This is a genomic window from Brachymonas denitrificans, assembly GCF_907163135.1.
Taxonomy (GTDB): Bacteria; Pseudomonadota; Gammaproteobacteria; order Burkholderiales; family Burkholderiaceae_C; genus Brachymonas; species Brachymonas denitrificans_A.
The window spans coordinates 2,651,343-2,678,180 of record NZ_CAJQUA010000001.1 but is presented as its reverse complement, the minus strand read 5'-3'; the positions used below and the strand labels follow the sequence as shown (position 1 = coordinate 2,678,180).

26 protein-coding genes are annotated in these 26,838 nt (G+C 56.6%); 12 read left to right on the top strand and 14 right to left on the bottom strand.

Features of this window, described 5'->3' with window-relative positions:
- Window positions 1-166: 166 nt before the first annotated feature.
- The 3 genes from KKQ75_RS12560 to KKQ75_RS12550 all read left to right on the top strand — a co-directional run bounded on the left by KKQ75_RS12560 (window position 167) and on the right by KKQ75_RS12550 (window position 3,033).
- Window positions 167-1,033, top strand: a complete 867-nt coding sequence (locus tag KKQ75_RS12560; protein WP_213362557.1) for a Wzz/FepE/Etk N-terminal domain-containing protein — start codon at window positions 167-169, stop codon at window positions 1,031-1,033.
- A 103-nt stretch (window positions 1,034-1,136) separates the two neighbouring features.
- Window positions 1,137-1,808, top strand: a complete 672-nt coding sequence (locus KKQ75_RS12555; RefSeq protein ID WP_213362556.1) for a Wzz/FepE/Etk N-terminal domain-containing protein — start codon at window positions 1,137-1,139, stop codon at window positions 1,806-1,808.
- A gap of 85 nt (window positions 1,809-1,893) precedes the next feature.
- A complete protein-coding gene (locus KKQ75_RS12550; protein WP_213362555.1) occupies window positions 1,894-3,033 on the top strand; it encodes an O-antigen ligase family protein in 1,140 nt (379 codons plus the stop codon).
- Between the two features lie 406 nt (window positions 3,034-3,439).
- On the opposite strand, the gene KKQ75_RS12545 is transcribed toward KKQ75_RS12550, so the two are convergent.
- The 9 genes from KKQ75_RS12545 to galU all read right to left on the bottom strand — a co-directional run bounded on the left by KKQ75_RS12545 (window position 3,440) and on the right by galU (window position 14,153).
- Window positions 3,440-4,411, bottom strand: coding sequence for an IS5 family transposase (locus KKQ75_RS12545; protein WP_213362552.1), 972 nt, complete (start codon window positions 4,409-4,411; stop codon window positions 3,440-3,442).
- Window positions 4,412-4,501: 90 nt separating this feature from the next.
- On the bottom strand, window positions 4,502-5,539 hold the full coding sequence (locus tag KKQ75_RS12540) for an EpsG family protein (protein ID WP_213362554.1): 1,038 nt from the start codon (window positions 5,537-5,539) through the stop codon (window positions 4,502-4,504).
- Window positions 5,540-5,542: 3 nt separating this feature from the next.
- Window positions 5,543-6,316: a glycosyltransferase gene (locus KKQ75_RS12535; RefSeq protein WP_213362553.1), complete on the bottom strand. Its 774-nt coding sequence runs from the start codon at window positions 6,314-6,316 to the stop codon at window positions 5,543-5,545.
- A gap of 180 nt (window positions 6,317-6,496) precedes the next feature.
- Entirely contained in the window at window positions 6,497-7,468 is a 972-nt protein-coding gene (locus tag KKQ75_RS12530) for an IS5 family transposase (protein WP_213362552.1), read from the bottom strand.
- Between the two features lie 129 nt (window positions 7,469-7,597).
- Complete coding sequence (locus KKQ75_RS12525) at window positions 7,598-8,752, bottom strand: glycosyltransferase family 4 protein (RefSeq protein ID WP_213362550.1); 1,155 nt, start codon at window positions 8,750-8,752, stop codon at window positions 7,598-7,600.
- A gap of 148 nt (window positions 8,753-8,900) precedes the next feature.
- A complete protein-coding gene (locus KKQ75_RS12520; protein WP_213362549.1) occupies window positions 8,901-10,130 on the bottom strand; it encodes an oligosaccharide flippase family protein in 1,230 nt (409 codons plus the stop codon).
- A gap of 880 nt (window positions 10,131-11,010) precedes the next feature.
- On the bottom strand, window positions 11,011-12,234 hold the full coding sequence (locus KKQ75_RS12515; protein ID WP_213362548.1) for a sugar transferase: 1,224 nt from the start codon (window positions 12,232-12,234) through the stop codon (window positions 11,011-11,013).
- A 12-nt stretch (window positions 12,235-12,246) separates the two neighbouring features.
- Window positions 12,247-13,248, bottom strand: coding sequence for a UDP-glucose 4-epimerase GalE (gene galE, locus KKQ75_RS12510; protein WP_213362547.1), 1,002 nt, complete (start codon window positions 13,246-13,248; stop codon window positions 12,247-12,249).
- Window positions 13,245-14,153, bottom strand: a complete 909-nt coding sequence (gene galU, locus KKQ75_RS12505) for a UTP--glucose-1-phosphate uridylyltransferase GalU (RefSeq protein WP_213362546.1) — start codon at window positions 14,151-14,153, stop codon at window positions 13,245-13,247. Before galU ends, galE begins: the two co-directional genes overlap by 4 nt.
- Window positions 14,154-14,340: 187 nt before the next feature.
- On the opposite strand from galU, the gene KKQ75_RS12500 reads away from it, so the two are divergent.
- Complete coding sequence (locus KKQ75_RS12500) at window positions 14,341-15,672, top strand: nucleotide sugar dehydrogenase (RefSeq protein ID WP_213362545.1); 1,332 nt, start codon at window positions 14,341-14,343, stop codon at window positions 15,670-15,672.
- Here KKQ75_RS12500 and rfbC read toward each other — a convergent pair.
- The 5 genes from rfbC to argB are packed head-to-tail and all read right to left on the bottom strand — an operon-like array spanning window position 15,669 to window position 20,045.
- Window positions 15,669-16,214, bottom strand: a complete 546-nt coding sequence (gene rfbC, locus KKQ75_RS12495; RefSeq protein WP_213362544.1) for a dTDP-4-dehydrorhamnose 3,5-epimerase — start codon at window positions 16,212-16,214, stop codon at window positions 15,669-15,671. The genes KKQ75_RS12500 and rfbC overlap by 4 nt on opposite strands.
- On the bottom strand, window positions 16,211-17,098 hold the full coding sequence (rfbA, locus tag KKQ75_RS12490) for a glucose-1-phosphate thymidylyltransferase RfbA (protein ID WP_213362542.1): 888 nt from the start codon (window positions 17,096-17,098) through the stop codon (window positions 16,211-16,213). Before rfbA ends, rfbC begins: the two co-directional genes overlap by 4 nt.
- Before the next feature lie 11 nt (window positions 17,099-17,109).
- A complete protein-coding gene (gene rfbD / locus KKQ75_RS12485) occupies window positions 17,110-18,036 on the bottom strand; it encodes a dTDP-4-dehydrorhamnose reductase (RefSeq protein ID WP_213362540.1) in 927 nt (308 codons plus the stop codon).
- Window positions 18,033-19,109: a dTDP-glucose 4,6-dehydratase gene (gene rfbB / locus KKQ75_RS12480; protein ID WP_213362538.1), complete on the bottom strand. Its 1,077-nt coding sequence runs from the start codon at window positions 19,107-19,109 to the stop codon at window positions 18,033-18,035. The genes rfbD and rfbB overlap by 4 nt, the downstream gene beginning before the upstream one ends.
- A 45-nt stretch (window positions 19,110-19,154) precedes the next feature.
- Window positions 19,155-20,045 carry an acetylglutamate kinase gene (gene argB, locus KKQ75_RS12475; protein WP_213362537.1) on the bottom strand — a complete coding sequence of 297 codons (891 nt, stop codon included), beginning with the start codon at window positions 20,043-20,045 and terminating at the stop codon, window positions 19,155-19,157.
- A gap of 137 nt (window positions 20,046-20,182) precedes the next feature.
- Between argB and KKQ75_RS12470 the strand changes: the two genes are divergently transcribed.
- The 8 genes from KKQ75_RS12470 (at window position 20,183) to KKQ75_RS12435 (ending at window position 26,808) form a co-directional block, all read left to right on the top strand.
- Entirely contained in the window at window positions 20,183-21,139 is a 957-nt protein-coding gene (locus tag KKQ75_RS12470; RefSeq protein WP_213362536.1) for a Gfo/Idh/MocA family protein, read from the top strand.
- Window positions 21,140-21,273: 134 nt separating this feature from the next.
- Window positions 21,274-22,338 (top strand): helix-turn-helix domain-containing protein, encoded by a 1,065-nt coding sequence (locus KKQ75_RS12465; protein WP_213362535.1) that lies wholly within the window; start codon window positions 21,274-21,276, stop codon window positions 22,336-22,338.
- On the top strand, window positions 22,322-22,813 hold the full coding sequence (locus KKQ75_RS12460) for a DUF3368 domain-containing protein (protein WP_213362534.1): 492 nt from the start codon (window positions 22,322-22,324) through the stop codon (window positions 22,811-22,813). Before KKQ75_RS12465 ends, KKQ75_RS12460 begins: the two co-directional genes overlap by 17 nt.
- Window positions 22,814-22,819: 6 nt before the next feature.
- Window positions 22,820-23,413 (top strand): acyltransferase, encoded by a 594-nt coding sequence (locus KKQ75_RS12455; protein ID WP_213362533.1) that lies wholly within the window; start codon window positions 22,820-22,822, stop codon window positions 23,411-23,413.
- 62 nt (window positions 23,414-23,475) lie between these two features.
- Window positions 23,476-23,676, top strand: a complete 201-nt coding sequence (locus tag KKQ75_RS12450) for a hypothetical protein (protein WP_213362531.1) — start codon at window positions 23,476-23,478, stop codon at window positions 23,674-23,676.
- A complete protein-coding gene (locus tag KKQ75_RS12445) occupies window positions 23,673-24,263 on the top strand; it encodes a zeta toxin family protein (RefSeq protein WP_213362530.1) in 591 nt (196 codons plus the stop codon). Before KKQ75_RS12450 ends, KKQ75_RS12445 begins: the two co-directional genes overlap by 4 nt.
- A 24-nt stretch (window positions 24,264-24,287) precedes the next feature.
- On the top strand, window positions 24,288-25,382 hold the full coding sequence (locus KKQ75_RS12440) for a DegT/DnrJ/EryC1/StrS family aminotransferase (protein WP_213362529.1): 1,095 nt from the start codon (window positions 24,288-24,290) through the stop codon (window positions 25,380-25,382).
- An 82-nt stretch (window positions 25,383-25,464) separates the two neighbouring features.
- On the top strand, window positions 25,465-26,808 hold the full coding sequence (locus KKQ75_RS12435) for a lipopolysaccharide biosynthesis protein (RefSeq protein WP_213362528.1): 1,344 nt from the start codon (window positions 25,465-25,467) through the stop codon (window positions 26,806-26,808).
- The last annotated feature ends 30 nt before the right edge of the window (window positions 26,809-26,838 follow it).

Here is a 26,838-nt window from a genome sequence, read left to right as displayed (position 1 = left end):
TATACGCGGAAACGAGCACCGACCAAACTTTCTTCCAAACCTTTGATTTTCATGTATTTTTACAAAATGAGGCAAGGTTCACAGAGGGTATCAAAAACTTGCATGGGCGTCACACTCCCCCCAGATTTCGGGGTCATACTGCGCGGTGATGCACACATTGACACCCATGAACCAGCGCCCGTCCACTCCATCACCAGACGATGAAATCAATCTCCTTGAACTGATCCACCAATTCTTGCTGCAGTGGCGTTGGTGGCTGGGCGGCGCATTGGCGGGGGGCGTTCTGGGCACCGCGGCAGCATTTGTCATTCCGCCAAAATTCGAAGCCAATGGGGTTGTACAAGTAGCTCAGGTAACCAGCCCGGTTGAAACGGTACCCGAAACCATTGTGCGCATGCAAACCCTGGCGTTCCGCGAAGAAGTGGCAAACCGTCTTGTCCAGCGGGGTCAACTGGCGCCAACACAGAAAGAGACCTGGGTCAAGGCGTTGGCCGCCAAATCCGTTTTGAAACCACTGAAGGATGCTGGCAACTATCTTGCCATCTCCATTCAGGCCGGCAGCCCTGCGCTGGGCCACGCCGTGATTACCACCGTGCTCGAAGTGCTGAAGGAGCGGCAGCAACCCCTCATGCAGGAGCGCCTGGCCCAAGTCTCTCGCAGAATTGACCTTGCCCGAAAGAACCTGGCGGCCCTGGAAGCCCAACAGGGCTCGGTACAAAACAGCCTGAAGCCGCAATCCTCCAAAGACGGAGCCTATCTGGAACTTGCGCGCATGAGCGAAGCAGGAACGCTTGCAGACTTGCGCCAGAAACTGCTGGATTTGGAAAACTCCAGACTCTCTCCCACCACGCGGAGCACCAAACTGGTGGAGCCTGTGGGAGTTTCGGAACGCCCTGTCTCTCCCAAGAAGCAGTTGCTGGTGTTGGCGGGCTTGGTACTGGGTGGCGCCATCGGCACCTTGCTTGGGTTCGGACTGCCGGCATGGCGGAGTTTTCTGCATGAGCGCAAGGAAATGGCAGCAACCGCAGACTGACTTGCCTACGGAAAAGGCCTGCACTTGTGACGCTCTTGAACGCGGTATTGCCCGGCCGAATACAGTGGCAAAATACCGGGCTACATCGATAGCCAAATTTTCCATGACACAAGTGCCCAACAACTTCCAGCCCCCACAAGCTCCTGGCTTCAGCGACGAGATCGATCTAATGCACTTGCTGGACCAATTCCTGCGCCGCTGGCGCTGGTGGACTGTAGGCGCTGTATTGGGAGGTGGTATAGGACTGGCGTTGTGCCAACTGATTACTCCCCAGTATGAGGCAAGCGGCATTATGCGACTTGCGCCTGTTGATGTTACCGTGGGCCTCAAGCCGGGCACGACTTCCGCAATGCCGGGCACCCCTGTCGGCGTGACGATATTGGCCGAAACAGTCCCCGAAGCTATCGCGCGCATGCAGAGCAAGGGTTTCCAACAGGACGTAGCCAGGCAACTGCAGAAAACTCACCCCGGCGTTTTCGACACAGTGAACACGACGGCCGATCTGTTATCCGAGCGCCACAAGCCCCTGATCGAGAAAGCCGTGGAACGTGTAACGAAAGAGGGGCACAGGCAGGCTGTGAGCCAGAACGCCACGGGCCTTATCGAGCCCGCGGCCCTTGGTGGTCCGGTATCGCCCAACAAACCGCTTCTCTTGACTGGCGGGATCGCACTGGGAGCTACGCTGGGTGCGTTGCTTGGCTTTGTGCTACCTGCTTGGCGGACGTACAGAGATAGGACAGCTCTAAAGGTGAATAATGCCGGCACGGTTGCCTGACCATTTCTGGAGCAGCGCGGCTCTTTTTCTGCTGCCGGCATTATCCTTGGTGCTTCCGAGCGGGTATAGCTATGCGCCAGCGCTCTTGATCATTGTCAGCTTGGTCAACATCCGCTTGTGGTGGGGCAAGGTATCGCTGCCCAAGGAAGTCTGGTGGATGTATGGCAGCTTTGCGCTGCTGGCCCTTAGCTGGCTTGTTGATGGCTGGCTGAGTGGGGAGCGGGGATCGGCACTCGAAAAACCGCTCAAGATTCTGCTGACGCTTCCCTGTCTGTTCTATTTGGCCAAACGACCGCCGCAAGCGCGCTGGCTCTGGCATGGGCTGGTTGTGGGCGCCATCGGAGCGGCATCGGTAGCTGTCTATCAGGCATTCAACTCCCTCGAGGCTTTTCGGGCCGGCTGGTTTCGGGCCCAGGGCTTCACTAACGCCATCCAGTTTGGAAACCTGGCGCTTCTGCTGGGGATGATGGCGTTATGCGGATGGCTGGTGCCTTCCCGTCAAAAAACTCTATGGCGTGGATGGCTGCTTGTTGGGTTCCTCAGTGGGCTATTTGCGAGCTTTTTGTCAGGCTCCCGTGGTGGGTGGCTGGCGCTCATCCTGTTAGCAGGCCTGTTTCTGGCCTACCTTGCGTTTGCAGGCTATTGGCGCAGTGTACTGGTTGTTGCCATTGTAAGTATCGCAGGCAGCGTTGCAGTGCTTCAAATTCCTCAATTGCATATCAAAGAACGAGTATTGCTTGCCAAGCAAGAGGTGGCAGGCTACTCGAGCGCGAACATTGCAAACACCTCAGTAGGGGCACGCTTTCAGATGTGGCAATTTGGTTGGAACCTGTATCGCGAAAAACCGCTATTTGGATGGACGCAACTGGGATACATGATGGAGAAAAAAAAGGAAATTGACGCTAAACGCCTTGATCCGATGCAGGCAGAGTTCAACCATCCGCATAATGAACTTCTAGATGCTGCATCAAAGCGGGGCACAGTTGGCCTAGCCATCTTGTTGCTGGCTTATGCGGCACCTTTTATTGCATTCGCATACAGATTCAATAGCAGTACAGATATGAGAGTACGAGCGATCTGTGTTGCAGGCATGTCGATACCCATAGCGTATGCAGCGTTTGGCTTAACCCAATCATTTCTTCCCCACAATAGCGGAACAACAATGTACGTTTACGCACTTGTTTTCCTGTGGAGCGCATCAAATTTGAAGAGCCAAGATACGTAGTCCGCCCTGAACAATTCGCTTTTCATGCAGCAAGGAGGTTCTCGCCCCTGTTTGAATGACGCAGCAGGGCCAGCAATTCACTACATCAATGCAGAAATAAGCAAGAAATAAAATCTACGAAGCGTATTTTACAATAAATTCTATACCCATAAGCCGGAAAAAACGGTAGACACGCCCATAGGCGGGAAGATTCTCAAGACACTCTAATGACCATTAGGCGTTGCACTCAACGGCGACAAATCTCCCTAAGGAAGGTCTGCAAAACCCAACTCTTGCGTGCCCGTAGCGGCGGTTGACTGGTCTCGCAGCATGTCGTGCTGCTTTTGGACGGCAGTTTGCCCGAATCAAAGCCCTTTCAACGGGCATTTGCCCTTCGGCGCGGAAGATTTGCCACACGCAGGCGCACTCATCCTCGTGCCTGCTGCAACTCCCTCCTTGCCATCCACAGGTTTCCAAGCGCAAACAGCATCGTCAACCGCGCTGTGTTCTTGGTCAGGCCCCTGTATCGCACCTTGGCATAACCAAACTGCTGCTTGATGATCCGGAACGGGTGCTCGACCTTCGCACGGATGCCGGCATTGAGCCTTTGCACCTGCTCCTGCAGCTGCTGCACTGGATCACTCCTGTCAAGCAGCCTGCGCTTGCCCGGCCGCATCGCTACGCTCCAGCGCACTTGCCGGCCTAGATGTTCTTCGCGCTTGTCCACGCCCTGGTAGCCCGCGTCACCCCATGCATGCTGTTCCTGACCGTGCAGCAGGCCACAGGCCTGTGTCACATCGCTGACGTTTGCCGCTGTGCCAATGACCGTATGCACCAGGCCCGAGTCCGCATCCACGCCAATGTGCGCCTTCATCCCGAAGTGCCACTGATTGCCCTTCTTGGTCTGATGCATCTCCGGATCTCGTTCGCCCTTGCTGTTCTTGGTCGAGCTCGGCGCCGCAATGATGCTGGCGTCCACGATCGTGCCGGTCCTGAGCATCAGGCCCTGACGCGCCAGTTCGGCATTGACCACTTCGAAGATACGCTGGGCCAGTTGATGCTTCTCCAGCAGGTGGCGAAAGCGCAGGATGGTGCTCTCATCGGGCATGCGGGCTGCCCCTTCCAGTCCGACGAAGCGGCGGTACAGCGGGCGCTCGTGCAGTTCTTCTTCCATCGCCGGATCGCTCAGGTTCCACCACAGTTGCAGGCAATGGATGCGCAGCATGGTCTGCACGGCAAATGGCGGGCGACCTCCCAGAGCCTGGTGTGCGCCGCGGGCATGCGGCTGAATCAGCGCAACCAGTTCTGCCCAGGGAACGACGCGTTCCATCTCTTGGAGAAACACTTCCTTGCGCGTCTTCTTGTGCAGTGGCTCAAAGCCCAGAGTCGTTTGGTTCATACCGCTATGATCGCTCATAAGAACTCGCTTATCGGGGTGACGTCGAGGTTTTGCAGACCTTCCCTAAACTCCCATAAATTCACCTAGCCATCAAAAGGAAGTGTATGGAATATAGCTACTTCCGGATAAACCAGCCTCATAGTAAATGCTTCTTAACACAAAGAAAGTCGAGACAACAACAAAAATCAAAATCATTAGATCCGCCACAAGCAGCTGACCATCTCTTTTGGTTTTAACATCAATCACAGCGATAAGCGTCGATGACAGCAAGATAATATCAATGAACCGAATGAGGGCGTAAAAATATTGAACACCAAAAAATAGGAAAATTGAAGTGACAAACAGAAAAGCCTGCCCATTTTTCCAAATGTCTTGTCGCAAAAAAATGCAATAAGCCAATATACAAAAATGCAATATTATCAAAGATGCACCCGAGGCATCCGCAAAATCACCAGAGTTAAGGTAAAGATAGACCTTTTCTGAAATATGACCGTAGAAAATAAAAATAATAGAGATGAAAACCAACAAAGCAAAGGCAAACTTCTTGAAACTTAACCTATTCATGAATAAATATAAAATCACCGGAAAAAGTGCAACTGAAACATGCACACTAACCGCCAAGACGAACAAGAGAACAGCAGCAATGCGTTTTGACTGCAAATAGTAAGTTACTCCAAGGAAAGCAACACCAAGCGCCAATCCTACGCGAACTACGTTGAAGGAGTACGGCACAAAATAATGTGAAAATAATACTGCAGCAAGAAGATATCTTGCCCGCCCGTGAAATCTCATTACGCCAATAAAAAAAATCAAGACAACTATGCTGGCCAAAGCATTTAATATCAATAAATTGTCTTCGACTACGATGGTCATGACTTTGACTAGAAGCGTGAACCCCGGCTCAACGGGTGACACCCCAAGTGAACTAGCAACCGTTTCGGCTTCTCGGATTCTTTGGATAATTTCTAGATAAGCAAAAGTATCCGTGCCCACTACGCCTTTAAAGAGTAAGGCAGGGAAAATGAATGATACCCCGAATGCCAATAATTCAAAACTAACCTTTGCTTTAGAAAAACCCAGAAAAAAAGGAAGAAGCAGAAAGAAGCAAAGAACTGTATAAAACAACATTTGCTAGCTCCGCAACGGACGCATCAACGCTTTTCCGACTGCAGCAATTACTGCAAGAAAATTTGCGAAAGTCTTATCCAAGATGAACTCTCTCAAAGCAAGGCCAGCCACCTCTGCGTAGCCAAGAATTCTTCTCTGAGTTGACGCACCGTGCATGCGATAATTCAGCAAAAACTCCGACATATTATCCCACTTGACGTTTAGTCTCCGCATTCTTAGCCATAGATCATAATCCTCTGAGTTAAATCCAGCATTATATCCCCGACATTTAAAAAAAAGATCTCTTTTATATATCACGGTAGGATGCACGAAAGGATTGCCAAACAATAACGACGTATCTATTTCCCCACCTTGCGGGACATTTCTAGAGCCGATGGTGTTGCCGCATTCATCAATTAGCCGCACCGAGCAGCCCACCATATCCAACTCATTAGATCTCATATAAGCGATTTGCCTCTCGATCCTCAAAGGATCACAAACATCGTCCGCATCCATTCGAGCAATATAAGCGCCACCTGAAAGAGAAACCCCTAAATTCAAGGCAAAAGCGAGTTGAGGTATATTTGTGCATATAACCCTAACCCGCGAATCATTACCATATTTTTCTTTAAGACCGGACGCAATCTCCAAACAATTTTCACCGTTGGCAATCAAAATGATTTCGATATCACGGTATGTTTGGCCAAGCAGGCTGTCAATGGCAATGCATGCATAATCATCCAATCTATTTGTGGCGCAAATTATGGAAACCAGATCATTATTAATATCAGTCGTCATAAATGTGAAACCCGATAAGTTAAGGAAGGTCTGCAAAACCCAACTCTTGCGTGCCCGTAGCGGCGGTTGACTGGTCTCGCAGCATGTCGTGCTGCTTTTGGACGGCAGTTTGCCCGAATCAAAGCCCTTTCAACGGGCATTTGCCCTTCGGCGCGGAAGATTTGCCACACGCAGGCGCACTCATCCTCGTGCCTGCTGCAACTCCCTCCTTGCCATCCACAGGTTTCCAAGCGCAAACAGCATCGTCAACCGCGCTGTGTTCTTGGTCAGGCCCCTGTATCGCACCTTGGCATAACCAAACTGCTGCTTGATGATCCGGAACGGGTGCTCGACCTTCGCACGGATGCCGGCATTGAGCCTTTGCACCTGCTCCTGCAGCTGCTGCACTGGATCACTCCTGTCAAGCAGCCTGCGCTTGCCCGGCCGCATCGCTACGCTCCAGCGCACTTGCCGGCCTAGATGTTCTTCGCGCTTGTCCACGCCCTGGTAGCCCGCGTCACCCCATGCATGCTGTTCCTGACCGTGCAGCAGGCCACAGGCCTGTGTCACATCGCTGACGTTTGCCGCTGTGCCAATGACCGTATGCACCAGGCCCGAGTCCGCATCCACGCCAATGTGCGCCTTCATCCCGAAGTGCCACTGATTGCCCTTCTTGGTCTGATGCATCTCCGGATCTCGTTCGCCCTTGCTGTTCTTGGTCGAGCTCGGCGCCGCAATGATGCTGGCGTCCACGATCGTGCCGGTCCTGAGCATCAGGCCCTGACGCGCCAGTTCGGCATTGACCACTTCGAAGATACGCTGGGCCAGTTGATGCTTCTCCAGCAGGTGGCGAAAGCGCAGGATGGTGCTCTCATCGGGCATGCGGGCTGCCCCTTCCAGTCCGACGAAGCGGCGGTACAGCGGGCGCTCGTGCAGTTCTTCTTCCATCGCCGGATCGCTCAGGTTCCACCACAGTTGCAGGCAATGGATGCGCAGCATGGTCTGCACGGCAAATGGCGGGCGACCTCCCAGAGCCTGGTGTGCGCCGCGGGCATGCGGCTGAATCAGCGCAACCAGTTCTGCCCAGGGAACGACGCGTTCCATCTCTTGGAGAAACACTTCCTTGCGCGTCTTCTTGTGCAGTGGCTCAAAGCCCAGAGTCGTTTGGTTCATACCGCTATGATCGCTCATAAGAACTCGCTTATCGGGGTGACGTCGAGGTTTTGCAGACCTTCCTTAATTGAGTATATTAAACATTATTGAACTGCAATAAAGTTGAATATTGACAATTATTTCATGCCGCTACTTTTCTTCATTGAACATCAACGTACACAGTTTTTCATTAACTATGTCTATATCAAATTTTTGCTCTGCCATTCGCCGACTAATCTCACCCATTGACCGTACTAGATTTGGATTTTTAATAAGGAAAATCATCTTCTCAGCCAATGCTTCGGCAGAAAAGGGCGGCACCAAAAATCCGTTGACGCCATCTTGAACAGTCTCACGACATCCCGGTACGTCTGTTGTAATAACGGCTCGCCCTATTGCCATTGCCTCTTGAGTGCTCCGCGGCACACCCTCACGATATGAGGGCAGGACAAAAACTGAGCAGCCTTTCAACCAATCAGTAATATTTATCACTTCTCCTACGTATCTTACTATATCGCTTTTAAAATATTCTTTCAGATCATCACTCTTAGGCGCAAAAGGATTTTTATCATCGAATCCACCTACAACAATAAACTCCGCATTCGCATGACTCTGTTTAACAATTTTTGCAGCCTCTAAAAATTCAAATATCCCTTTTTCTCTAAGTAGTCGCCCAACAAACAAGAAAACTTGTTTATCGCTATTGGTTACAGGCGTGTGCTTAAACGTATTGAGATCAACACCAATGCCACCAATTACACAAGAAAATTTTACTTTAATTTTCTGTTTTTCAAGCAACTCTCTTTTGTCGTCTGGATTGAGAAAAACGATGGCATCGAGCAGAGGCAAAGAAAGTCGATATAGCCAAATTTGAATTTTCTGAATTACGATGGCTTTTCGCGAAATCCCATTAGGCAAATTTGCGAACGAATTACCCAAACCCTCAATCATTCCAACTATTCTTGAAATCCCAGCTAGTTTTGCCGCAACCGAGCCAAAAATAACAGGCTTAACAAAAAATGACATGACTACATCTGGGTTGATTTGACGAAAGATTTTCGCCAAATCAAAGGTGGCTTTCAAGTCTTTAATCGGATTTAGGCCCTTAGCGTCTAGTGCGTGACGGATTGGCTTAGCGCCCCAACTCTCAATTTTAGCTATACCTTGCTGGTCAAAATCTGCGACCAAACAGTAGACCCTGTGGCCATTTGCAACCAGTTCAATTATCAATTCTTTGCGAAAATTTATCATTGTCGAAGAAAAGTTTCCCACCAGACATATGGTCTTCACTATATTTGCATTCATTGTGGACGAAAGTGTTAAACTAGAGGATTATGCGATATTCGACCAATATCCAATATTGTAAATTTTAATATCATTTATTATGGTGAAAACGTTATCTTGCTAGGCTTTCAATATATATTCCGATGCGCAAATAAAAACTACTGCTGATTTATTTCTTGTCACACACAAGGAGGCAGAGTCCCAAGATTGTTGCGGCGCCATAGCCGATAGTATATCCCGCGACTGCTCCAAACGCCGAGTATTCTGAAATCAGTCTCCAATAAGCTAGAGCTGAAATCACAATGACAAAAATCCATTTGAATGCTATCCATTTACCGCGTCGCATTTTAATTAAATATACATTTAATGCGGCATCCAAAAAAAGAAAGATTGAGCCCCACAAAAGTCGCTCAAGGATAGGGATGGCTTCAGCGTATTTTTCACCAAAAAGCAGTGGTATAAGCCATGGCGCACTATAAGATGCGATTGCTGCAGATGAGATGGAAAATACTAGCATTACTCCGCATAGCACCAATACATTTCTTTTGATGATTTTTATTTCAGTATGCTTGTAAACCATTATTGGCGCCATTGCCATAACCAATATTCCAGAGAAAGCGGACATTGCTTGGGCCAATTGAAGTGCCGATGTGTATAATCCGAGCTCATGCTGCGTACCAATATGTCTCATGAAAAATACATCCATCCTTACAAATATATAGGCAGCAAGCAACCCTGCAAAAAATGGCAACCCCTCTTTTAACAGAATGAGTATTTCGGCTTTACTGTGATTTACAAAAAATTCCCTATTGTATTTAAAATATATGTATGACAAGCCAATTGCGATGAGTACGGACTCCCCAACCCAAAGGGCCGCATACGACTCGGAATCTCTAACCCCAAGCTTAAATAAACAATATACTAATACGATTTTTACTGCTGTGACGATGTTTATCAATATGCTTTTCGGCCTATTGTTTGCTTGAGATTGCAGCCAAGCTGTTACAACGGAAAACCCTTCCGTCAATAATATTGAGATTCCAAATATTGCTATTAGGATTGAATTTGCTCTATTTTCTGTCAAGCTGGCAAATAGCACTAACGCTATATAGGCGAATATAGAGAATATTAGACGAAGAGCAAATGCATTTCCCATCAATCGTTTTCTCTCCTTTGCATCAGCATGCATCAAACGGGGCACCAAAATCTCGGCGCTGAAGATAAAACTAAATGCGGTAAAGATGAGCGCTAAGCTGATGGCGTATTGAAATACTCCATATTTCTCTACGCCTAATTGTCGTGCCACAAGAGCACTGATGACTATACCTCCAATTAATCTGGATGCATATTCGGTCAGTAGCCAGAGGAAATTATCTGCAATTCTTTTCTTTTCGTTCATTTCGTCAAAGTTTCGGAGCTTCACACATCTCCCATGTCGCAGTATTCCGACGCCATGTCGATTGGTGAGATGTTTTGGCCAACCCAATCTACACAAGTTAAAGCGATTAAGCATAAGACTAAGCTAGGCCTTCTTTGTAAGCGCCTGTTTGGGGCGCCGGTGGTTGTAAGAGCCGTTCCAGTCTGCCATAGGACGACTGGCGTGCTGAAGCGCCTAGAACCGGAGGCGGTGCACGCATCAATCGTTCAGCGTGCGGATCACGCGTTCGAGGATGTTATTTTACGCCGGGCTATAAGGCGTGTTGAACTCGTGCTGCGAGCCTTTCGAATAGCTAAGCTGTTCTACTCGACTCTACAGTACGGCGAGAATTCTTTTTCGAAAACCGCCGATTGCCGGCTGCAATCAACAGCATTAAAAAGAACGCGCCGCTCACCTCTAAAGATAGGTAATACTTAAACTGAGAAGCTGGCGCAGCCAGAAATACTACTGGAACTCGTACAAGTACGACGATCGAGGCCAACCTTAGGCCCGGAACCGAAATGCGGATACTTGGGTCAGTACGGCGTAAGCCGCCATATCGAGCAGCCATCCCACGCCAGAAATGAAAACAAAATTTAAAAATAAATTCATGCGCAAATACTGTCACTTAATTTTTCAGCTCGACTTCCGCAGATTCATTCGGGTCAATACAAATTTATTCCTCAGCTCACCTGGCATCTGATCATGAGGCTTCTATACGTCTTGCATTTAAAATCTCACGAGAATCAAGGCTCTCGCGAATTGTGAACCGCACAACGAAAGCACACAAAGGCCATGCATTCCTCATAAGCTCTATTCATAAAATCTATATTATCCGACTCAAATCCATGCCAGCATTCAGCTAGCGCGCCCCAAAACCTGTAACCATCGTATAAATAGTTTTCATAACAATCAGCACATCCAGTCCAAACGAAAAGTTCTTAATGTAATAGAAGTCGTGCTCAATCTTAACCTGCGTCTCGTCAACATCTGCAGCATATCCGTGTATCACCTGCGCCCACCCTGTGATGCCAGGCTTGACCACATGCCGATAGCTGTAGAAGGGGATAACATCTTCAAATTTGTCAACGAACGCCTTCTGCTCCGGCCTCGGGCCGATCAGGGCCATATCGCCCTTCAGAACATTGAAAAACTGGGGTAGCTCGTCAATGCGGGTCTTCCGAATGAATTTTCCGATACGTGTCACGCGCATATCACCAGCCGAAGCAAATTTGGCGCCGTCCTTTTCCGAATCCTTGCACATGCTGCGAAATTTATAGATGGTAAATTCCTTGCCGAATTGCCCCACGCGGCGTTGCAGAAACATGGCACCACCTGGGCTTTCCAGCATGATCGCAATCGTAGTAATGGCCATGATCGGCAGGACGACAGGCATCACTGCCAAAACCAGTGCTGATTCCAAAATGCGCTTGATAAAGGAGTACGTTTCTGAAGGCAGTAGCGAGCCAAGTTCGTTCTCGTGCATGTGCATGATACGCACGCGCCCCGTAAGGGATTCTTCGACTTGCCGAATGTTGTATACTGGAATGTGCTGGAGCGTGCATTCAGCGAGAAACTTTTGCCATTCCGTGGTCATGTCCCTTGCGTGCAAATCTGTCACTACCCCGTCAATGCTTTCCGCAGGCAAACACAGCGTGTCCATGCGAATCCACTCCGCATGCGGAATGCGATGCGCTCCCTGCGCGCGGCCGAACGGCGCATAAGCCAATACCAGCTTCTTGCGCTTGTCAAAATACCAGTCATCGAACTGAATATACAGCGCAGTCAGCATGAAGCTGGCCAACAGATAGGCTACTGAGTGCGGGATGCGGAACAGCATCACCACCAGCACCGCGAGGCCGAACCACAACACCACCACGGGCTGCAGCGAAAACCAACTGCGCTCGCCTGGAAAACGAGCCAGGTTGCGCACCGAGATGTACGCGCTAAACGCGACAAGGAATGCAATCACTATGCTGTTGCGCAGCGGGATGTCATCGATAATACTCGTCCCGAACTGGAAGCAAAAAGCCAGCACCACGGTGGACACCAGCACCAGCAGGGCTAGTCGAAGAACCTGTGTCATGATTGTTGTATTCTATTTGCCAACGTTCGATTGCCAGGCCCAGGCGCTGTCGCACATGTCCTGCAGGCTGCGTGTGGCGCGCCAGCCCAGCTTGTTTAAGGCCAGTTGCGGATTCGCGTAGCAACTAGCCACGTCCCCCTGCCGTCTTGGCTTGATACTGTACGGCACTGCGCGCTGGCTGGCCTGCTCAAAGGCCTTGACCATATCCAGCACACTGTACCCCGTCCCAGTACCCAGATTGATGGCACTCCAGCCCGCGTTGTCCTGCAGAAAGTTCAAGGCTGCGAGATGGCCCTCCACCAAGTCCATTACGTGGATGTAGTCGCGCACACCGGTTCCGTCCGGCGTGTCATAATCGTCGCCCCACACGTTCAGGTGCGCACGAGTTCCGACTGCTACCTGCGCCACATACGGCATCAGATTGTTGGGAGTCCCGCGCGGCGCTTCACCCAACAGGCCCGATGAGTGCGCACCCACGGGGTTGAAGTAGCGCAGGCACACGAAACGCCATTGAGCAGAGGAGGCTGCCACATCGCGCAGCATTTCCTCTATGTGTAACTTGGTCCGTCCATAGGGGTTGGTAGCCGACGTCGGATGAGCTTCATCCAGCGGCAGGTACTGCGGCTGCCCATAAACGGTCGCACTGCTGCTGAAAACCAATTGGCGCACGTCGCACTGGTCCATGGCCTGCAACAGGCTGATAGTGCCTTGCACGTTGTTGGAGTAGTAATCGAGAGGCTTTTCATTGGACTCGCCCACGGCTTTCAGGCCGGCAAAGTGCATCACGCTTTGCACGCCGTGCTGCTTCATGGTGCTGCGCATCAGCGCGGAGTCGCGAATATCGCCTTCCACGAAGGGAAGCGGGTGGCCGCACACACGCTCCAGCCGCCGTAGCACCGAAGCATCGCTGTTCGACAAATTGTCGACGATGACCACATAGTGGCCAGCCTCAGCCAACATCGCAGCCGCGTGACTGCCGATAAAACCTGCGCCTCCTGTCAGCAGTACGTTCAATTTTCCACTCCCTGAGCATCAAACGCAGGAGTTGCTTCTTCGCGCATGGCCAGCCACTGCGTGAAATCCTGACCCACACCCGAATGTGTCTTGGCCAGATCGACAGTTGCCTGCAGGAAGCCCAGCTTGCTACCACAGTCGTAGCGCTTTCCTTCATATCGAAACGCAAAAATCTTTTCTCGGCGCAGCATGGAGGCTATGGCGTCGGTCAGCTGGATTTCCCCTCCCACGCCCTGCTGCTGGTTGGCCAGCTCATCAAAAATGCCAGGGGTAAGGATATAGCGCCCTGCCACAGCCAGCGTGCTGGGGGCATCTTCGGGGCTGGGCTTTTCCACAATGCCGCTCACGTCCACCAGCCTGTCGTTCAGGGCAGTGCCAGACACAATGCCGTAGCGGCGAGTTTCCTCCCGCGGCACATCCTGCACAGCCAAGATACTTGCCCGCCACTCTTCGTACTGGCGCACCATTTGCGAGGTGATGGATGGCTCGCCCACCATCAAATCGTCTGCCAGCAGCACCGCAAATGCTTCGTTGCCCACCAGTTCACGTGCGCACAGCACCGCGTGGCCCAGCCCCAAAGCCCGGTGCTGGCGCACATACACCACCTGCATGTCATCCGGTTTGATGCTGCGCACCACCTGCAGCAGTTCATGCTTGCCCGCGGCCTCCAGCTCCGACTCCAGCTCGTAAGCCGTGTCGAAATGGTCTTCAATCGAACGCTTGGTGCGGCCCGTCACGAAGATCATCTGACGGATGCCTGCCGCGTAGGCCTCTTCTACCGCATACTGAATCAGCGGCTTGTCTACCACCGTCAGCATCTCCTTGGGGCTGGCCTTGGTGGCCGGCAGAAAGCGGGTGCCGAGGCCGGCGATCGGGAAAACGGCTTTGCGAATGCTCTGAACCATGGGTTTTCTTGTTCCTTGCGTATGCGTGCTGCAGGGGCATGAGCCGGCCGCCACACGCTCTTTATAATTGGACCACTCTATCTGTGGCGCCCCAGTGTCTCGGTTTTATTACTAAAACGTGACAATGTCGTGACTCCGCGTTGCGAGATGCGCATGTCGTTGCGGCAGATCAACTTATCTTTTCCCTATGGAAACTTCTAGCACCCTGCCCCTGGCCGTTGTCGGCCTGGGCTACGTCGGCCTGCCCCTGGCCGTGGAATTTGGCCGCCACCGTCCGGTGCTCGGTTTTGACATCAACGCCCATCGCATCGTCGAACTGCAAGGCGGGCACGATAGCACACTCGAGACCACAGCCGAGCAACTGGCTGCAGCCGGCCAGTTGCGCTACAGCAGCGATGCGGCCGATCTGGCTGCCTGCCGCATCTTTATCGTGACCGTTCCCACTCCGGTGGACGATGCCATGCAGCCCGACCTGACGCCGCTGATCAAGGCCAGCGCCAGCATCGGTCGCGTGCTCAAGCCGGGTGATCTGGTGATCTACGAATCCACCGTGTATCCCGGCGCTACCGAAGAGGTCTGCGTGCCAGAACTGGAGCGCGCTTCCGGGCTGCGCTATATCCACAGCGGCAACGAAGGCGAGGCACCACCCGAACAGGGCTTTTACTGCGGCTACAGCCCCGAGCGCATCAACCCCGGCGACAAGGTCAACACCCTCACCAAGATCAAGAAGATCACCAGCGGCAGCACGCCCGCCATCGCCAAGGTAGTGGATGAACTCTACGCCAGCATCATCACCGCCGGCACCTACCCAGCCAGCAGCATCAAGGTGGCCGAGGCCGCCAAGGTGATCGAAAATACCCAGCGCGATCTGAACATTGCCTTCGTCAACGAACTCTCCGTGCTGTTCGCCCGCCTCGGCATCGACACCGTCGAAGTGCTGGAAGCGGCCGGCAGCAAGTGGAACTTCCTGCCCTTCCGCCCCGGCCTGGTAGGCGGACACTGCATCGGCGTGGATCCGTACTATCTCACCCACAAGGCCCAGGCCGTGGGCTACAACCCGCAGGTCATTCTGGCCGGCCGCCGCATCAACGACAACATGGCGCGCTATGTGGCGCGCAACACCATCAAGCTGATGCTGCAGCAGGGCATGGATGCGCCGCGCTGCAAGGTCGGCATTCTCGGCATCACCTTCAAGGAAAACTGCCCCGACATCCGCAACAGCAAGGTGGTGGACATGGTGCGCGAGTTCCAGGGCTGGGGCATGCAGGTGGTGGTGAGCGATCCGGTGGCGGATGCGGATGAAGTGCTGCACGAGTATGGCATCGAACTGCAGACCATCGATGCAGCGCACCCGGTGGATGTGCTGGTGGTGGCTGTGGGGCACAGCGCCTACCGCGCCATGACGCCTGCCGAATTGCGCCCCCTGTGCCGGGGAGACAAGCCCATTCTGGCTGATGTGAAAAGCCTGTATGACCGCCATGATGCGGCGGCACAGGGGTTTGCGGTTTTTCGGCTTTAAACCTCGTGCAAGGCCTTGCCCACCTGGTCCTTGGCCGACAGCATGGGCTGAGCAATGCCATGCTGCTGCAGCGGCCACACAATGCCTACAGCGGGGTCGTTCCAGGCGAGGCAGGCTTCGTGCTGGGGGGCATAGTAGTCGGTCATCTTGTACAAGAGCTCCGCGCCATCACTCAGCGTCAGGAAACCATGCGCCAGCCCCGGCGGGATCCAGAGCTGGGTGCAACTTGATTCGCTCAGCGTCAGGCCGTACCACTGCCCGAAAGCCGGTGAATCGCGCCGGATGTCGACCACCACGTCATACACAGCCCCCCGCACGACACGCACCAGCTTGCCCTGGGGTTGTTGCGTCTGGTAGTGCATGCCGCGCAGCACGCCCTTGGCCGAGTGCGTATGGTTGTCCTGCACAAACTGGTAGTGGGTGCCGGTGGCCTCGTTGAAGGTGCGCTGGTTGAAGCTTTCGTAAAGAAAACCACGCTCGTCATGATGCACCGTCGGCTCCAGCAGCATGAGGCCGGGGATAGGCAGATGCACGGCTTTCATATGCGCCCTTCCTGAAGCAGGCGCATGAGATAGCGGCCGTAGCCGCTCTTGCAGAGGGGCTCGGCCAGCGCTTGCAGTTGCGCGGCGTCGATCCAGCCGTTGCGCCAGGCTACTTCTTCGGGGCAGGCAATCTTCAGGCCCTGGCGCTGCTCCAGCGTGGCGATAAAGCCGCTGGCATCGAGCAGGCTTTCGTGCGTGCCCGTGTCCAGCCAGGCGTAGCCGCGTTGCATGATGCGCACAGTGAGCGCGCCTTGCTCCAGATAGTGCCGGTTGACGTCGCTGATCTCCAGTTCGCCGCGTGCGCTGGGCCGCAGGCTCTTGGCAATGGCGCTGGCGCTGGAGTCGTAAAAGTAGAGGCCGGTGATGGCGTAGCTTGAAGCAGGCTGCGTCGGCTTTTCTTCGATGCGCACGGCCTGGCCCTGGGGGTTGAAGCTGATGACGCCGTAACGCTCCGGATCGCTGACGTGGTAGGCGAAGACGGTGGCGCCCTGCTCCTGTTTGCCGGCGTCTTGCAGCATGGGGGCCAGATCATGGCCATAGAAGAGGTTGTCGCCAAGGATCAGGGCACACGGTGCTCCGTCCAGAAAGGGCTCGGCAATCAGCAAGGCCTGGGCAATGCCTTCGGGCTGCGCCTGTTCGGCATAGTGCAGGCGGATGCCCCACTGCGCGCCATCGCCCAGCAGTTGCCGAAAGCGCGGCGCGTCTTCCGTCGTGGTGATGACAAGAATGTCCCGCAGGCCCGCCAGCATCAGCGTGGTGAGCGGGTAGTAGATCATCGGCTTGTCGTACACGGGCAGCAGTTGCTTGCTGATGGCCAGTGTGGCCGGATGCAGGCGCGTGCCGGCGCCGCCGGCCAGGATGATGCCTTTGCGTTGGGTGGTCATGGGCTGTATTGTCAGGCCTGGCTGGTGAGGACTTCCGACAGCATGCGCTCCAGTCCGATGCGCCAGTCGGGCAGGTGGATGCCGAAGGTGTGCTGCAGCCGGGTGGTGTCCAGGCGCGAATTGGCGGGGCGTGCTGCTTTGGAGGGGTACGCTGAAGCCGGGACGGGGTGCACGGATTGTGGCGCCACTTTGATGGCAGCGCCTGCTGCGCGGGCCGCATCGAGTACATGGCAGGCGTAGCCGTGCCAAGTGGTTTCGCCCGCTGCGGCCAGATGGTAAAGGCCTGCACAGGCCGGATCGCGCAGCAGTTGGCGGATGGCGTGCGCCGTGACGTCGGCAATCAGATCGGCACCTGTGGGGGCGCCGTGCTGGTCGTCGATGACGTTCAGTTCCGAGCGCTCCTTGCCGAGTTGCAGCATGGTTTTGGCAAAGTTGCTGCCGCGCGCGCCGTAGACCCAGCTGGTGCGGAAAATCAGATGCCTGGGGCCATGTTGCCGGATTGCCTGCTCGCCTTCCAGCTTGGTCTGGCCATAGACGTTGAGTGGCGCTGGGGCGTCGGTTTCGCGCCAGGGGCGCTTGCCGCTGCCGTCGAAGACGTAATCGGTGGAGTAATGCACCAGCGCGGCGCCAAGGCGCGCGGCTTCCTGTGCCAGGACTGCCACGGCCGTGGCGTTAACGGTGCGGGCTGCGGCAGTGTCGCTTTCCGCCTGGTCGACTGCGGTAAAGGCTGCGGCATTGACGATCACATCCGGGCGCAGCTGCCGGATGGTTTCTGCCAAAGCGGCGGGGTGCAGGAAGTTGCCTTGCAGGGGCGCACCCTCACAGATCGGATTGCTTTCTGGCTGCCGGCCCAGGGCCACCAGCTCGCCTAGCGGGGCAAGGCTGCGCTGCAGTTCCCAGCCGAGCTGGCCATTCTTGCCAAAGAGCAGGATTTTCATGGCACTGCCTTCGCAGCGGTGTTGGCGGTTGCGCCCGCCTGCGCTCGGTACGCCCCGCTCTGGATATTGGCCACCCAGTCAGGATGCTGCAGATACCATTGCACGGTCCTGGCGATGCCGGTTGCGAAGGTTTCGGCCGGCTGCCAGCCGAGTTCGCGCTCGATCTTGCGGGCATCGATGGCATAGCGGCGGTCGTGGCCGGGGCGGTCCGGCACGAAGGTGATCTGCGTGTCGTAGCTCTTGCCATCTGCGCGGGGGTGCAGCCTATCGAGCTGGTGGCACAGGGTTTGCACGATTTCGAGGTTGGGCTTTTCGTTCCAGCCGCCGATGTTGTAGCTTTCGCCCGGCTGGCCGGCCTCCAGCACGCGGCGCAGGGCGCGGCAGTGGTCCTGCACATACAGCCAGTCGCGGATGTGCATGCCGTCGCCATAGATCGGCAGCGGCTTGCCGACCAGCGCGTTGACGATCATCAGCGGGATGAGTTTTTCGGGAAACTGCCAGGGGCCGTAGTTGTTGCTGCAGTGGGTGGTGATTACCGGCAAGCCGTAGGTGCGATGCCACGCACGCGCCAGATGATCACTGGCTGCCTTGCTGGCGCTGTAGGGGCTATTGGGGGCGTAGCTGTGCGTTTCGGCGAAGGCCGGTGCGTCGGGTGGGAGGCTGCCGTAGACCTCGTCGGTGGAGATGTGCAGGAAGCGGAAGGCGGCGCGCTCTGCCTGGGGCAGGCTGTTGCAATAGCTGCGAGCGGCTTCGAGCAGGTGGAAGGTGCCGACTATATTGGTCTGGACGAATGCATCCGGGCCCTGGATGGACTGGTCTACATGGCTTTCTGCGGCGAAGTGCAGCACGGCACGGGGGCGGCAGGTGTGCAGCAGCTGTTCGACCAGGGCGCGGTCACCGATGTCGCCCTGGACGAAGGTGTGGCGTGGATCGCCCTGCAGGGGCGCAAGCGTTTCGAGATTGCCGGCGTAGGTAAGCTTGTCGAGGTTGATGACCGGCTCGTCGCACTGCGCCAGCCAGTCGAGAACGAAATTGCCGCCGATGAAGCCGGCTCCGCCTGTGATGAGGATCATGCGTCAATTCTGGTTGCGGAACGGCATCCGCAACCGGCCAATAGCTCACTCCGCCCGAATCATCGTCCCGAACGCCTGATCCGTCAGCACTTCCAGCAGCATGCTGTGCGGCACACGCCCGTCGATGATGTGCACAGCCTTCACGCCGCGCTTGGCTGCATCCAGCGCGCCGGCGATCTTGGGAATCATGCCGCCGGAGATGGTGCCGTCGGCGCATAGCGCGTCGATCTGCGCGGCAGACAGCTCGGTCAGCAACTGGCCCTGCTTGTCCAGCACGCCGGCGATGTTGGTCAGCATCAGCAGTTTTTCAGCCTGCAGGTTGGTGGCCAGCGCGGCAGCGACCACGTCGGCGTTGATGTTGTAGCTCTCGTTCTGCGCGCCAAAGCCGATCGGGCTGACCACGGGGATGAACTGGTCATCCTGCAGGGCCTTGACCACGCTGGGGTCGATCACCTCGATGTCGCCCACCTGGCCGACGTCGTGTTCCTTGCTCGGGTCGTCCTGGTCTTTCAGGCGCAGCTTGTGTGCGCGGATCATGGCGCCGTCGCGGCCGGTGAGGCCCACGGCCTTGCCGCCGGCCTGGTTGATCAGGCCGACGATGTCCTGCTGCACTTCGCCGGCCAGCACCCATTCCACCACTTCCATGGTTTCGTCGTCGGTCACGCGCATGCCCTGGATGAAGTGGCCCTGCTTGCCCAGGCGCTTGAGCGCCGACTCGATCTGCGGGCCGCCGCCGTGCACCACCACCGGGTTGATGCCGACCAGCTTGAGCAGCACGATGTCTTCGGCAAAGGCCTTTTGCAGCGCCGGGTCGGTCATGGCATTGCCGCCGTACTTGATGACCATGGTCTTGCCGTGGAACTGGCGGATGTAGGGCATGGCCTGGGAGAGGATTTCGGCCTTGGCGCGGGGGTCGAGCTGGGTGAGGTCTGTCATGGCGACGGATGAAAGAAGGTAGTGAGCGCTACCGCAAAGGCAGCGGCGGAAGTCATCGTCAACTATACCGCGACGGCGCGGGCCGGGAAGGCGCACAATAGCGGTTTGCACGTTTTGCCATCATCCCGATTCACACCATGACGAAGAACTTCGCCCTCATCGGCGCCGCCGGCTACATCGCCCCGCGCCACATGCGCGCCATCAAGGACCTCGGCCACAACCTGGCCGTGGGCTATGACATCAACGACTCGGTCGGCATCATCGACAGCATCTCGCCGCAGAGCGAGTTCTTTACCGAGTTCGAGCGCTTCTACGATTACGCGCACCGCCTCAAGCGTGATCCGGCCACCGCGCTGGACTATGTGAGCATCTGCACGCCCAACTACCTGCACCATCCGCAGATCACCGCAGGCCTGCGCCTGGGCTGCGACGTGATCTGCGAAAAGCCGCTGGTGCCCACGCCCGAACTGCTGGACGATCTGGCGCTGGTGGAGCGCGAAACCGGCAAGCGCGTGTTCAACATCCTGCAGCTGCGGCATCACGATGCCATTCTGGCGCTGCGCGAGAAGGTCGCCGCTGCCCCGCGGGATACCAAGTTCGATGTGGAGCTGACCTACATCACCAGCCGCGGCAAGTGGTACATGGAGAGCTGGAAAGGCGATCCGCGCAAGTCCTTTGGCGTGGCGACGAATATCGGCGTGCACTTTTACGACATGCTGCACTTCGTGTTCGGCAAGCTGCAGGACAACGTGGTGCACTACAGCGGCGAGCAGAAGGCGGCCGGCTATCTGGAATACGAGCGTGCGCGCGTGCGCTGGTTTCTGTCGATTGACGCCAACGATCTGCCGGATGAGGTCAAGGGCAAGAAGACGACGTATCGCAGCATCGACATCAGCGGCGAGGAGCTGGAGTTTTCCGAAGGGTTTACCGAGCTGCACAAGGTGAGCTACGAAGAGATTCTGGCCGGACGTGGCTACGGGCTGGACGATGCGCGGCACTGCATCGAGACGGTGAATGTGATCCGCTCGGCGCGGGTGGTGGCGCCGAGGGATGGGCAGGGGCATCCGGTGCTGGGGCGGCTGTCGCACAAGTAAGACGGGCCCGCGCGGCAGATGCCCACGGTGTTGGTAACGCCGCCGCCCATTACCCTCCAGCGTTGCACTCCACTGCTCAAGCGTTTACAATCTTTGGACTATATTGATTTTTTGTAAACTTCGGGAGGCTTGGCATGCTTGGTACACGACTCCAGCGCGCACGCAAGGCCGCCGGACTTTCCTTGCGCGCTTTGGGCGAGCGCATCGGCTTGTCGCACACTGCCATCCAGAAATACGAGGATGGCAACAATGTGCCGGATTCGGCAACGCTGCTGCGTCTGGCTCGCGCGCTGAATGTACGCACGGAATATTTCTTCCTGCAGGAAGAGGTGACACTAGAAACCGTAGAGTACCGCAAGCGAAGCACACTGCCGAAAAAGCGCTTGCAGGCCATCACGCACGAGTTGCTTGACCTGATCGAACGTCGTCTGGAGCTGGAGTCACTGTTCGCGCCCGCCTGCACCCGCGCATTTGAGCCCATCGAGGGTTTGCCTGATCGGATCACGCGATGGGACGAAATTGAGACTGCTGCAGAATCAGTGCGCGGCGCCTGGCAGCTTGGGCTGGATGCCATTCCCTCGCTGGTAGACGTGCTCGAAGCCTGGGGTATTCGCGTTTTCATGGTCGATGGCGATGCCGATCAGAAGTTTGATGGACTGGCTGCGCATGTTCAAGGCAAGCCGGTTGTGGTTGTCGGACGGCACTGGCCAGGCGATCGGCAACGCTTCACGCTGGCCCATGAGCTGGGGCATTTGATGTTGGGTGGCCGGCTCGCCGAAGAACTGGACGAAGAGCGTGCCTGTAACCGTTTTGCCGGCGCTTTTCTGTTTCCGCGGCCCGCAGTTTTCTTCACCTTGGGCACGCATCGCACATCCATTGAAATGAAGGAACTGTCACTTCTTAAAAGTGAATTTGGCCTGTCAATGGCAGGCATTCTGTACCGTGCGCTGGATCTGGGCATCATCTCGGAGGCATACCGTACCCGGTATGCCCGATTGTTCAGCATGAAAGGATGGCGGCGGGTGGAACCCGGCCCTGCCTACCCTTCTGAAGAAGCGCAGCTGTTCCAGCACTGGGTTTTGCGTGCATTGGCCGAAGATTGCATTGGCGAATCCAAGGCAGCAGAGCTGCTGAGCATGTCCCTGCTTCAGCTGAAGGAGTTCCGCATCGTCAAGGATGAGCATGCTGCTCTTGATTAGTGACGCGAACATCCTGATTGACATGGAGGCTGGTGGACTGTTGCTCCCCATCTTCAGCCTGGACTGCACATTCGCAGTTCCGGATATTCTCTACCATGAAGAGCTGGAGGCAATGCAAAGCGATTTGCCTCACTTGGGTCTGCTGATACATACCATGGACGCTGAAGACATCAGCAAGGTGCTATCGCTTGGCAAGGCATATCGTGTCCCTAGTCGCAACGATCTGTTTGCTCTGATTCTGGCACGCAAGCATGGCTGCCCCCTTCTGACCGGCGACAGGGCGTTACGGAAAGCCGCGGAGACAGAGTCAGTCGAGGTAAAGGGAAGTGTTTGGTTGCTGATGGAAATGGTGCATCAACAACGCATTACGGCGCAGGTGGCCCGCGCCGCGCTGCAGAAAATGCGCGACCAGGGCAGACGCTTGCCCTGGGCTGAGTCCGAAAGACAACTGGCAGCTTACGAATCACAATCTTGAGGATCCATGGTGTCCCTATCCTTCTCCATCCATCCCACCGCCATCGTCGACGAAGGCGCCCGCATCGGCGCTGGCACCCGCATCTGGCACTGGGTGCATGTCTGCGCCGGCGCGCGGATTGGCGAGCGCTGCTCGTTGGGGCAGAACGTGTTTGTCGGCAACGATGTGGTGATCGGCAACAACGTCAAGATTCAGAACAACGTGAGCGTGTATGACGCCGTGACGCTGGAGGATGACGTGTTCTGCGGGCCGAGCATGGTGTTTACCAATGTGTACAACCCGCGCTCGGCCGTGACGCGCAAGGACGAATACCGGCGTACGCTGGTGAAACAGGGCGCCACGATTGGCGCCAATGCCACCATCGTGTGTGGCAGCACGGTGGGGCGCTACGCCTTTGTCGGTGCCGGGGCCGTGGTGCAGAAGGACGTGCCGGATTTTGCGCTGGTGGTGGGCGTGCCGGCGCGGCAGATCGGCTGGATGAGCCGGTTTGGGGAGCGGCTGGAGTTGCCGCTGGAAGGCGAAAAAGAGGCGGTTTGCCCGCATACAGGCGAGCGGTATCTGCTGGCCGGGCGCACTGTGACACTACAGGAAAGACCGTAAGCTGGCGGGATGCACCCCTGAGCTTTACAATGCCTTGGCAATTGCAAGAGTCACACGAGTCCATGAAAGCCCATCCAACTTCACCGCAGCATCTGGCTTTGCAAGCTGTTGCACGCGCGCTGCAAACAGCTCAGCGATCAGAGGCGTATTTTGCGGAGTATCGCAAGCATCACTCCATCGTGGAGCCGGATGCGAATGGGCAAATCGTGCGTCACTATCCTGATGGCCGGAGTGTCGTCCTGCGCAAAATGCGCACGCAATGAAACAGCCTCCCCTCGCGGTGTTCTACTCCGGTGCTAACGGCGCCGGCAAATCTACCATGCGGGAGCGGCAGCAGGATACGTATCCAGACATGCTGCATCTCGATCCCGATGCCGTTGCGCGCGAAATTGAGCCCCGGAATCCCCGCTCCGTTGATATCCAGGCTGCAAAAGAGACACTAAGGCGCTTTCGCAAGGTCGTTGCAAGCCGCAAAAGCTTTTCGCTTGAAACCACGCTTTCCGGAATTACCATCCTGCACCGGATCAAGGAAGCCAGGGATGCCGGCTACTGGATCGAATTGCACTACGTTGGGTTGCCTGACCCCCAGTGCAATATTGAACGGGTTCGCGAGCGCGCCGAACGCGGATTGCACTTCATTGATCCAGACGTGGTTCGTCGACGCTACACGGAAAGCCTCAAAAACTTGCCAAAGGTTCTGCCGCTCGTCGACATTGCATTCATCTACGACAACTGGAGCAAGCCCATGCACCCGTATGTCGTGTACGCAGACAGTGCTTTTTCTGAGTTGGATAAGCCGGTGCCTGAATGGATCAGGTCCGCCTTGGATCTCCATGCTTCCGAGGCATGAATGCACCACCCACAATTGATCAAAATGGATTTCATCGACCTCAAGACCCAATACGCCGCGCTGAAAGACCGCGTCGCCGAACGCATGCAGCGCGTGCTGGACCATGGCCAGTACATCATGGGGCCCGAAGTGGCAGAACTGGAAGCCGCGCTGGCCGAGCGCACGGGCGCCAGGCATTGCATTACGGTATCCAGCGGCACCGAAGCGCTGCTGATCAGCCTGATGGCGCTCGGCCTGAAGCCGGGCGACGAGGTGATCACCACGCCGTTCACCTTTGCCGCCACGGCCGAGGTGATTCTGCTGTTGGGAGGGATCCCGGTGTGGGTGGATGTGGAGGAAGACACCGGCCTGATCGACGCCACGCAGATCGAGGCCGCCATCACGCCGCGCACGCGCGCCATCATGCCGGTGAGCTTGTACGGGCAGGTGCCTGACATGGACGCCATCAACGCCATCGCGGCGCGCCATGGCAAGCTGCCGGTGATCGAGGATGCAGCGCAGAGTTTCGGCGCCATCTACCGCGATCGCCAGAGCTGCAACCTGAGCACCTTCGGCTGCACCAGCTTTTTCCCGAGCAAGCCGCTGGGCTGCTATGGCGACGGCGGCGCGATTTTTACCAATGATGACGCGCTGGCGCAGGCCTGCCGCGAGATTCGCATCCACGGCCAAAGCAAGCGCTACACGCACACCCGCGTGGGCGTGGGCGGGCGCATGGACACGCTGCAGTGCGCCATCGTGCTGGCCAAGCTGGAGCGCTTTGACTGGGAGCTGCAGGAGCGCCTGGTGCGCGGACAGCTGTACAACGCCGCGTGCGACGCGGCCGGCATTGCGCGCGTGCACCAGCGCGCGGACCGCAACAGCGTGTTCGGGCAGTACACGGTGCGTGTGCCCAACCGCGATCAGATTCAAGAGCGCCTGAAGGCTGCCGGCGTTCCGACGGCCGTGCACTACCCCGTACCGATGAACCGCCAGCCGGCCTACGCCGGCCTGTGCGAGCGCCCCACTCCGGTGGCGGACCGCCTTGCCGCGGAAGTGATGAGCCTGCCGATGAGCGCAGACCTGACGCTGGCGCAGCAGGAGGCGGTGATGCAGGCGCTGAGGCAGGCGGCTGCCAAGTGACGGTGGATTGCCCTGTCATGGACCTGAACGACGTCTCGAACGCAAGCAGGCCGTTCGCCGCGGCGCCACCACGCAAAGCCCCATGAGCCTGCTGCGCTCTACCCTCACGCTGCTCGCCGGCGGTGCGCTGGCACAGCTGATCCCCCTGCTGCTGGGGCCCGTCATCACGCGCCTGTTTACGCCGGAAGCGTTCGGCGTGTTTACCAGTTTCAGCACCATCGCCGCGACCGTGGCGGTGGTGGCCTGCGCGCGGTACGAGTTCGCCCTGCCGATGGCGCGGGAGGCGCGTGAGGCGGACAGTCTGCTGGCGCTGAGCCTGCGCATTTTGCTGGCCGTGCTGCTGCTGAGCCTGCCGCTGGCGTGGGCGCTGCATCGCTGGGGGTATCTGCCGCTGCCCGGGCTGCTGCCGCTGGCGGTGGTGGCAGCGGGATTGCTGCAGTTGCTGACGATGTGGAGCAACCGGGCGCAGCGCTTCCGGGCGCTGGCGATCAGCCGGGTGCTGCAGTATGGCGGCACGGCGGTGCTGCAGGTGCTGCTGGGGGCCGCGCTGTGGTGGCAGGCGCGTTCGCCTGCGGGCAGCGCATCGGCCTGGGCGCTGGTGGCCGCTCCGATCGCTGCGGCGATGATCGCCAGCCTGGTGCTGCTGCGCCCTGCTCCTGCGGCTGGGTGGCGTGGCGTGCTGCCGTTGCTGCCCAAAGACAAGCCGGATCTTCCGTTGACGAACGATGCCATACAAGCGGATGACCTCCGCCGTGTTGCGTCCAAATACCGCGATTTCCCTCTGCTGAATACCCCGCACGCCTTTCTCGGTACGCTGCAGGATGCGCTGGCCGTGGCCTTGCTGATTGCCTGGTCCGGAGAGGCTGCCGCCGGTTTCTGGGGGCTGGCCTTGCGCTACCTGAAGGCGCCGGCCACGCTGGTGGGCAGTGCCGTGTCGCAGGCGCTGTATCCGCGTCTGGCCAACGCCCGGCCGGCCGATGCGCAGCGCGCCGTGCGGCAGATCATGCTGCTGCTGGGGGCGGTGGCCTTGAGTCTGATGGCCGTGCTGATGATTGCCGGGCCGTGGCTGTTCCACCTGGTGTTTGGCGAGCAGTGGCGCGACGCCGGCGAACTGGCACGCGCGCTGGCACCATATATCGCGGCCCATTTCGTGGCTGCGCCGCTGGCGGTGGTGACCATGGCCTGGAAAGCGCAGCGCTGGGCCTTCCGCTGGGCGCTGGTGGGACAGCTGGCGTTTGTGCTGGCGCTGGCGCTGGGGCTGCGCCTTGGCGGGCTGATCGCCGGAGCCTGGGCCGTGTCTGCGGCGATGGTGCTGTATTTCGGCATCTATTTCTGGCGGCTGGCGTTCTGGCCGGCGATTCCGGAGCCGGAGCCGCAGGATCCGGCCGAGCCCGGGGTGAAGGAACTGGTGGAGGAGATGCCATGAAACGGCACAGCGTTGTCGGCCAATACAACA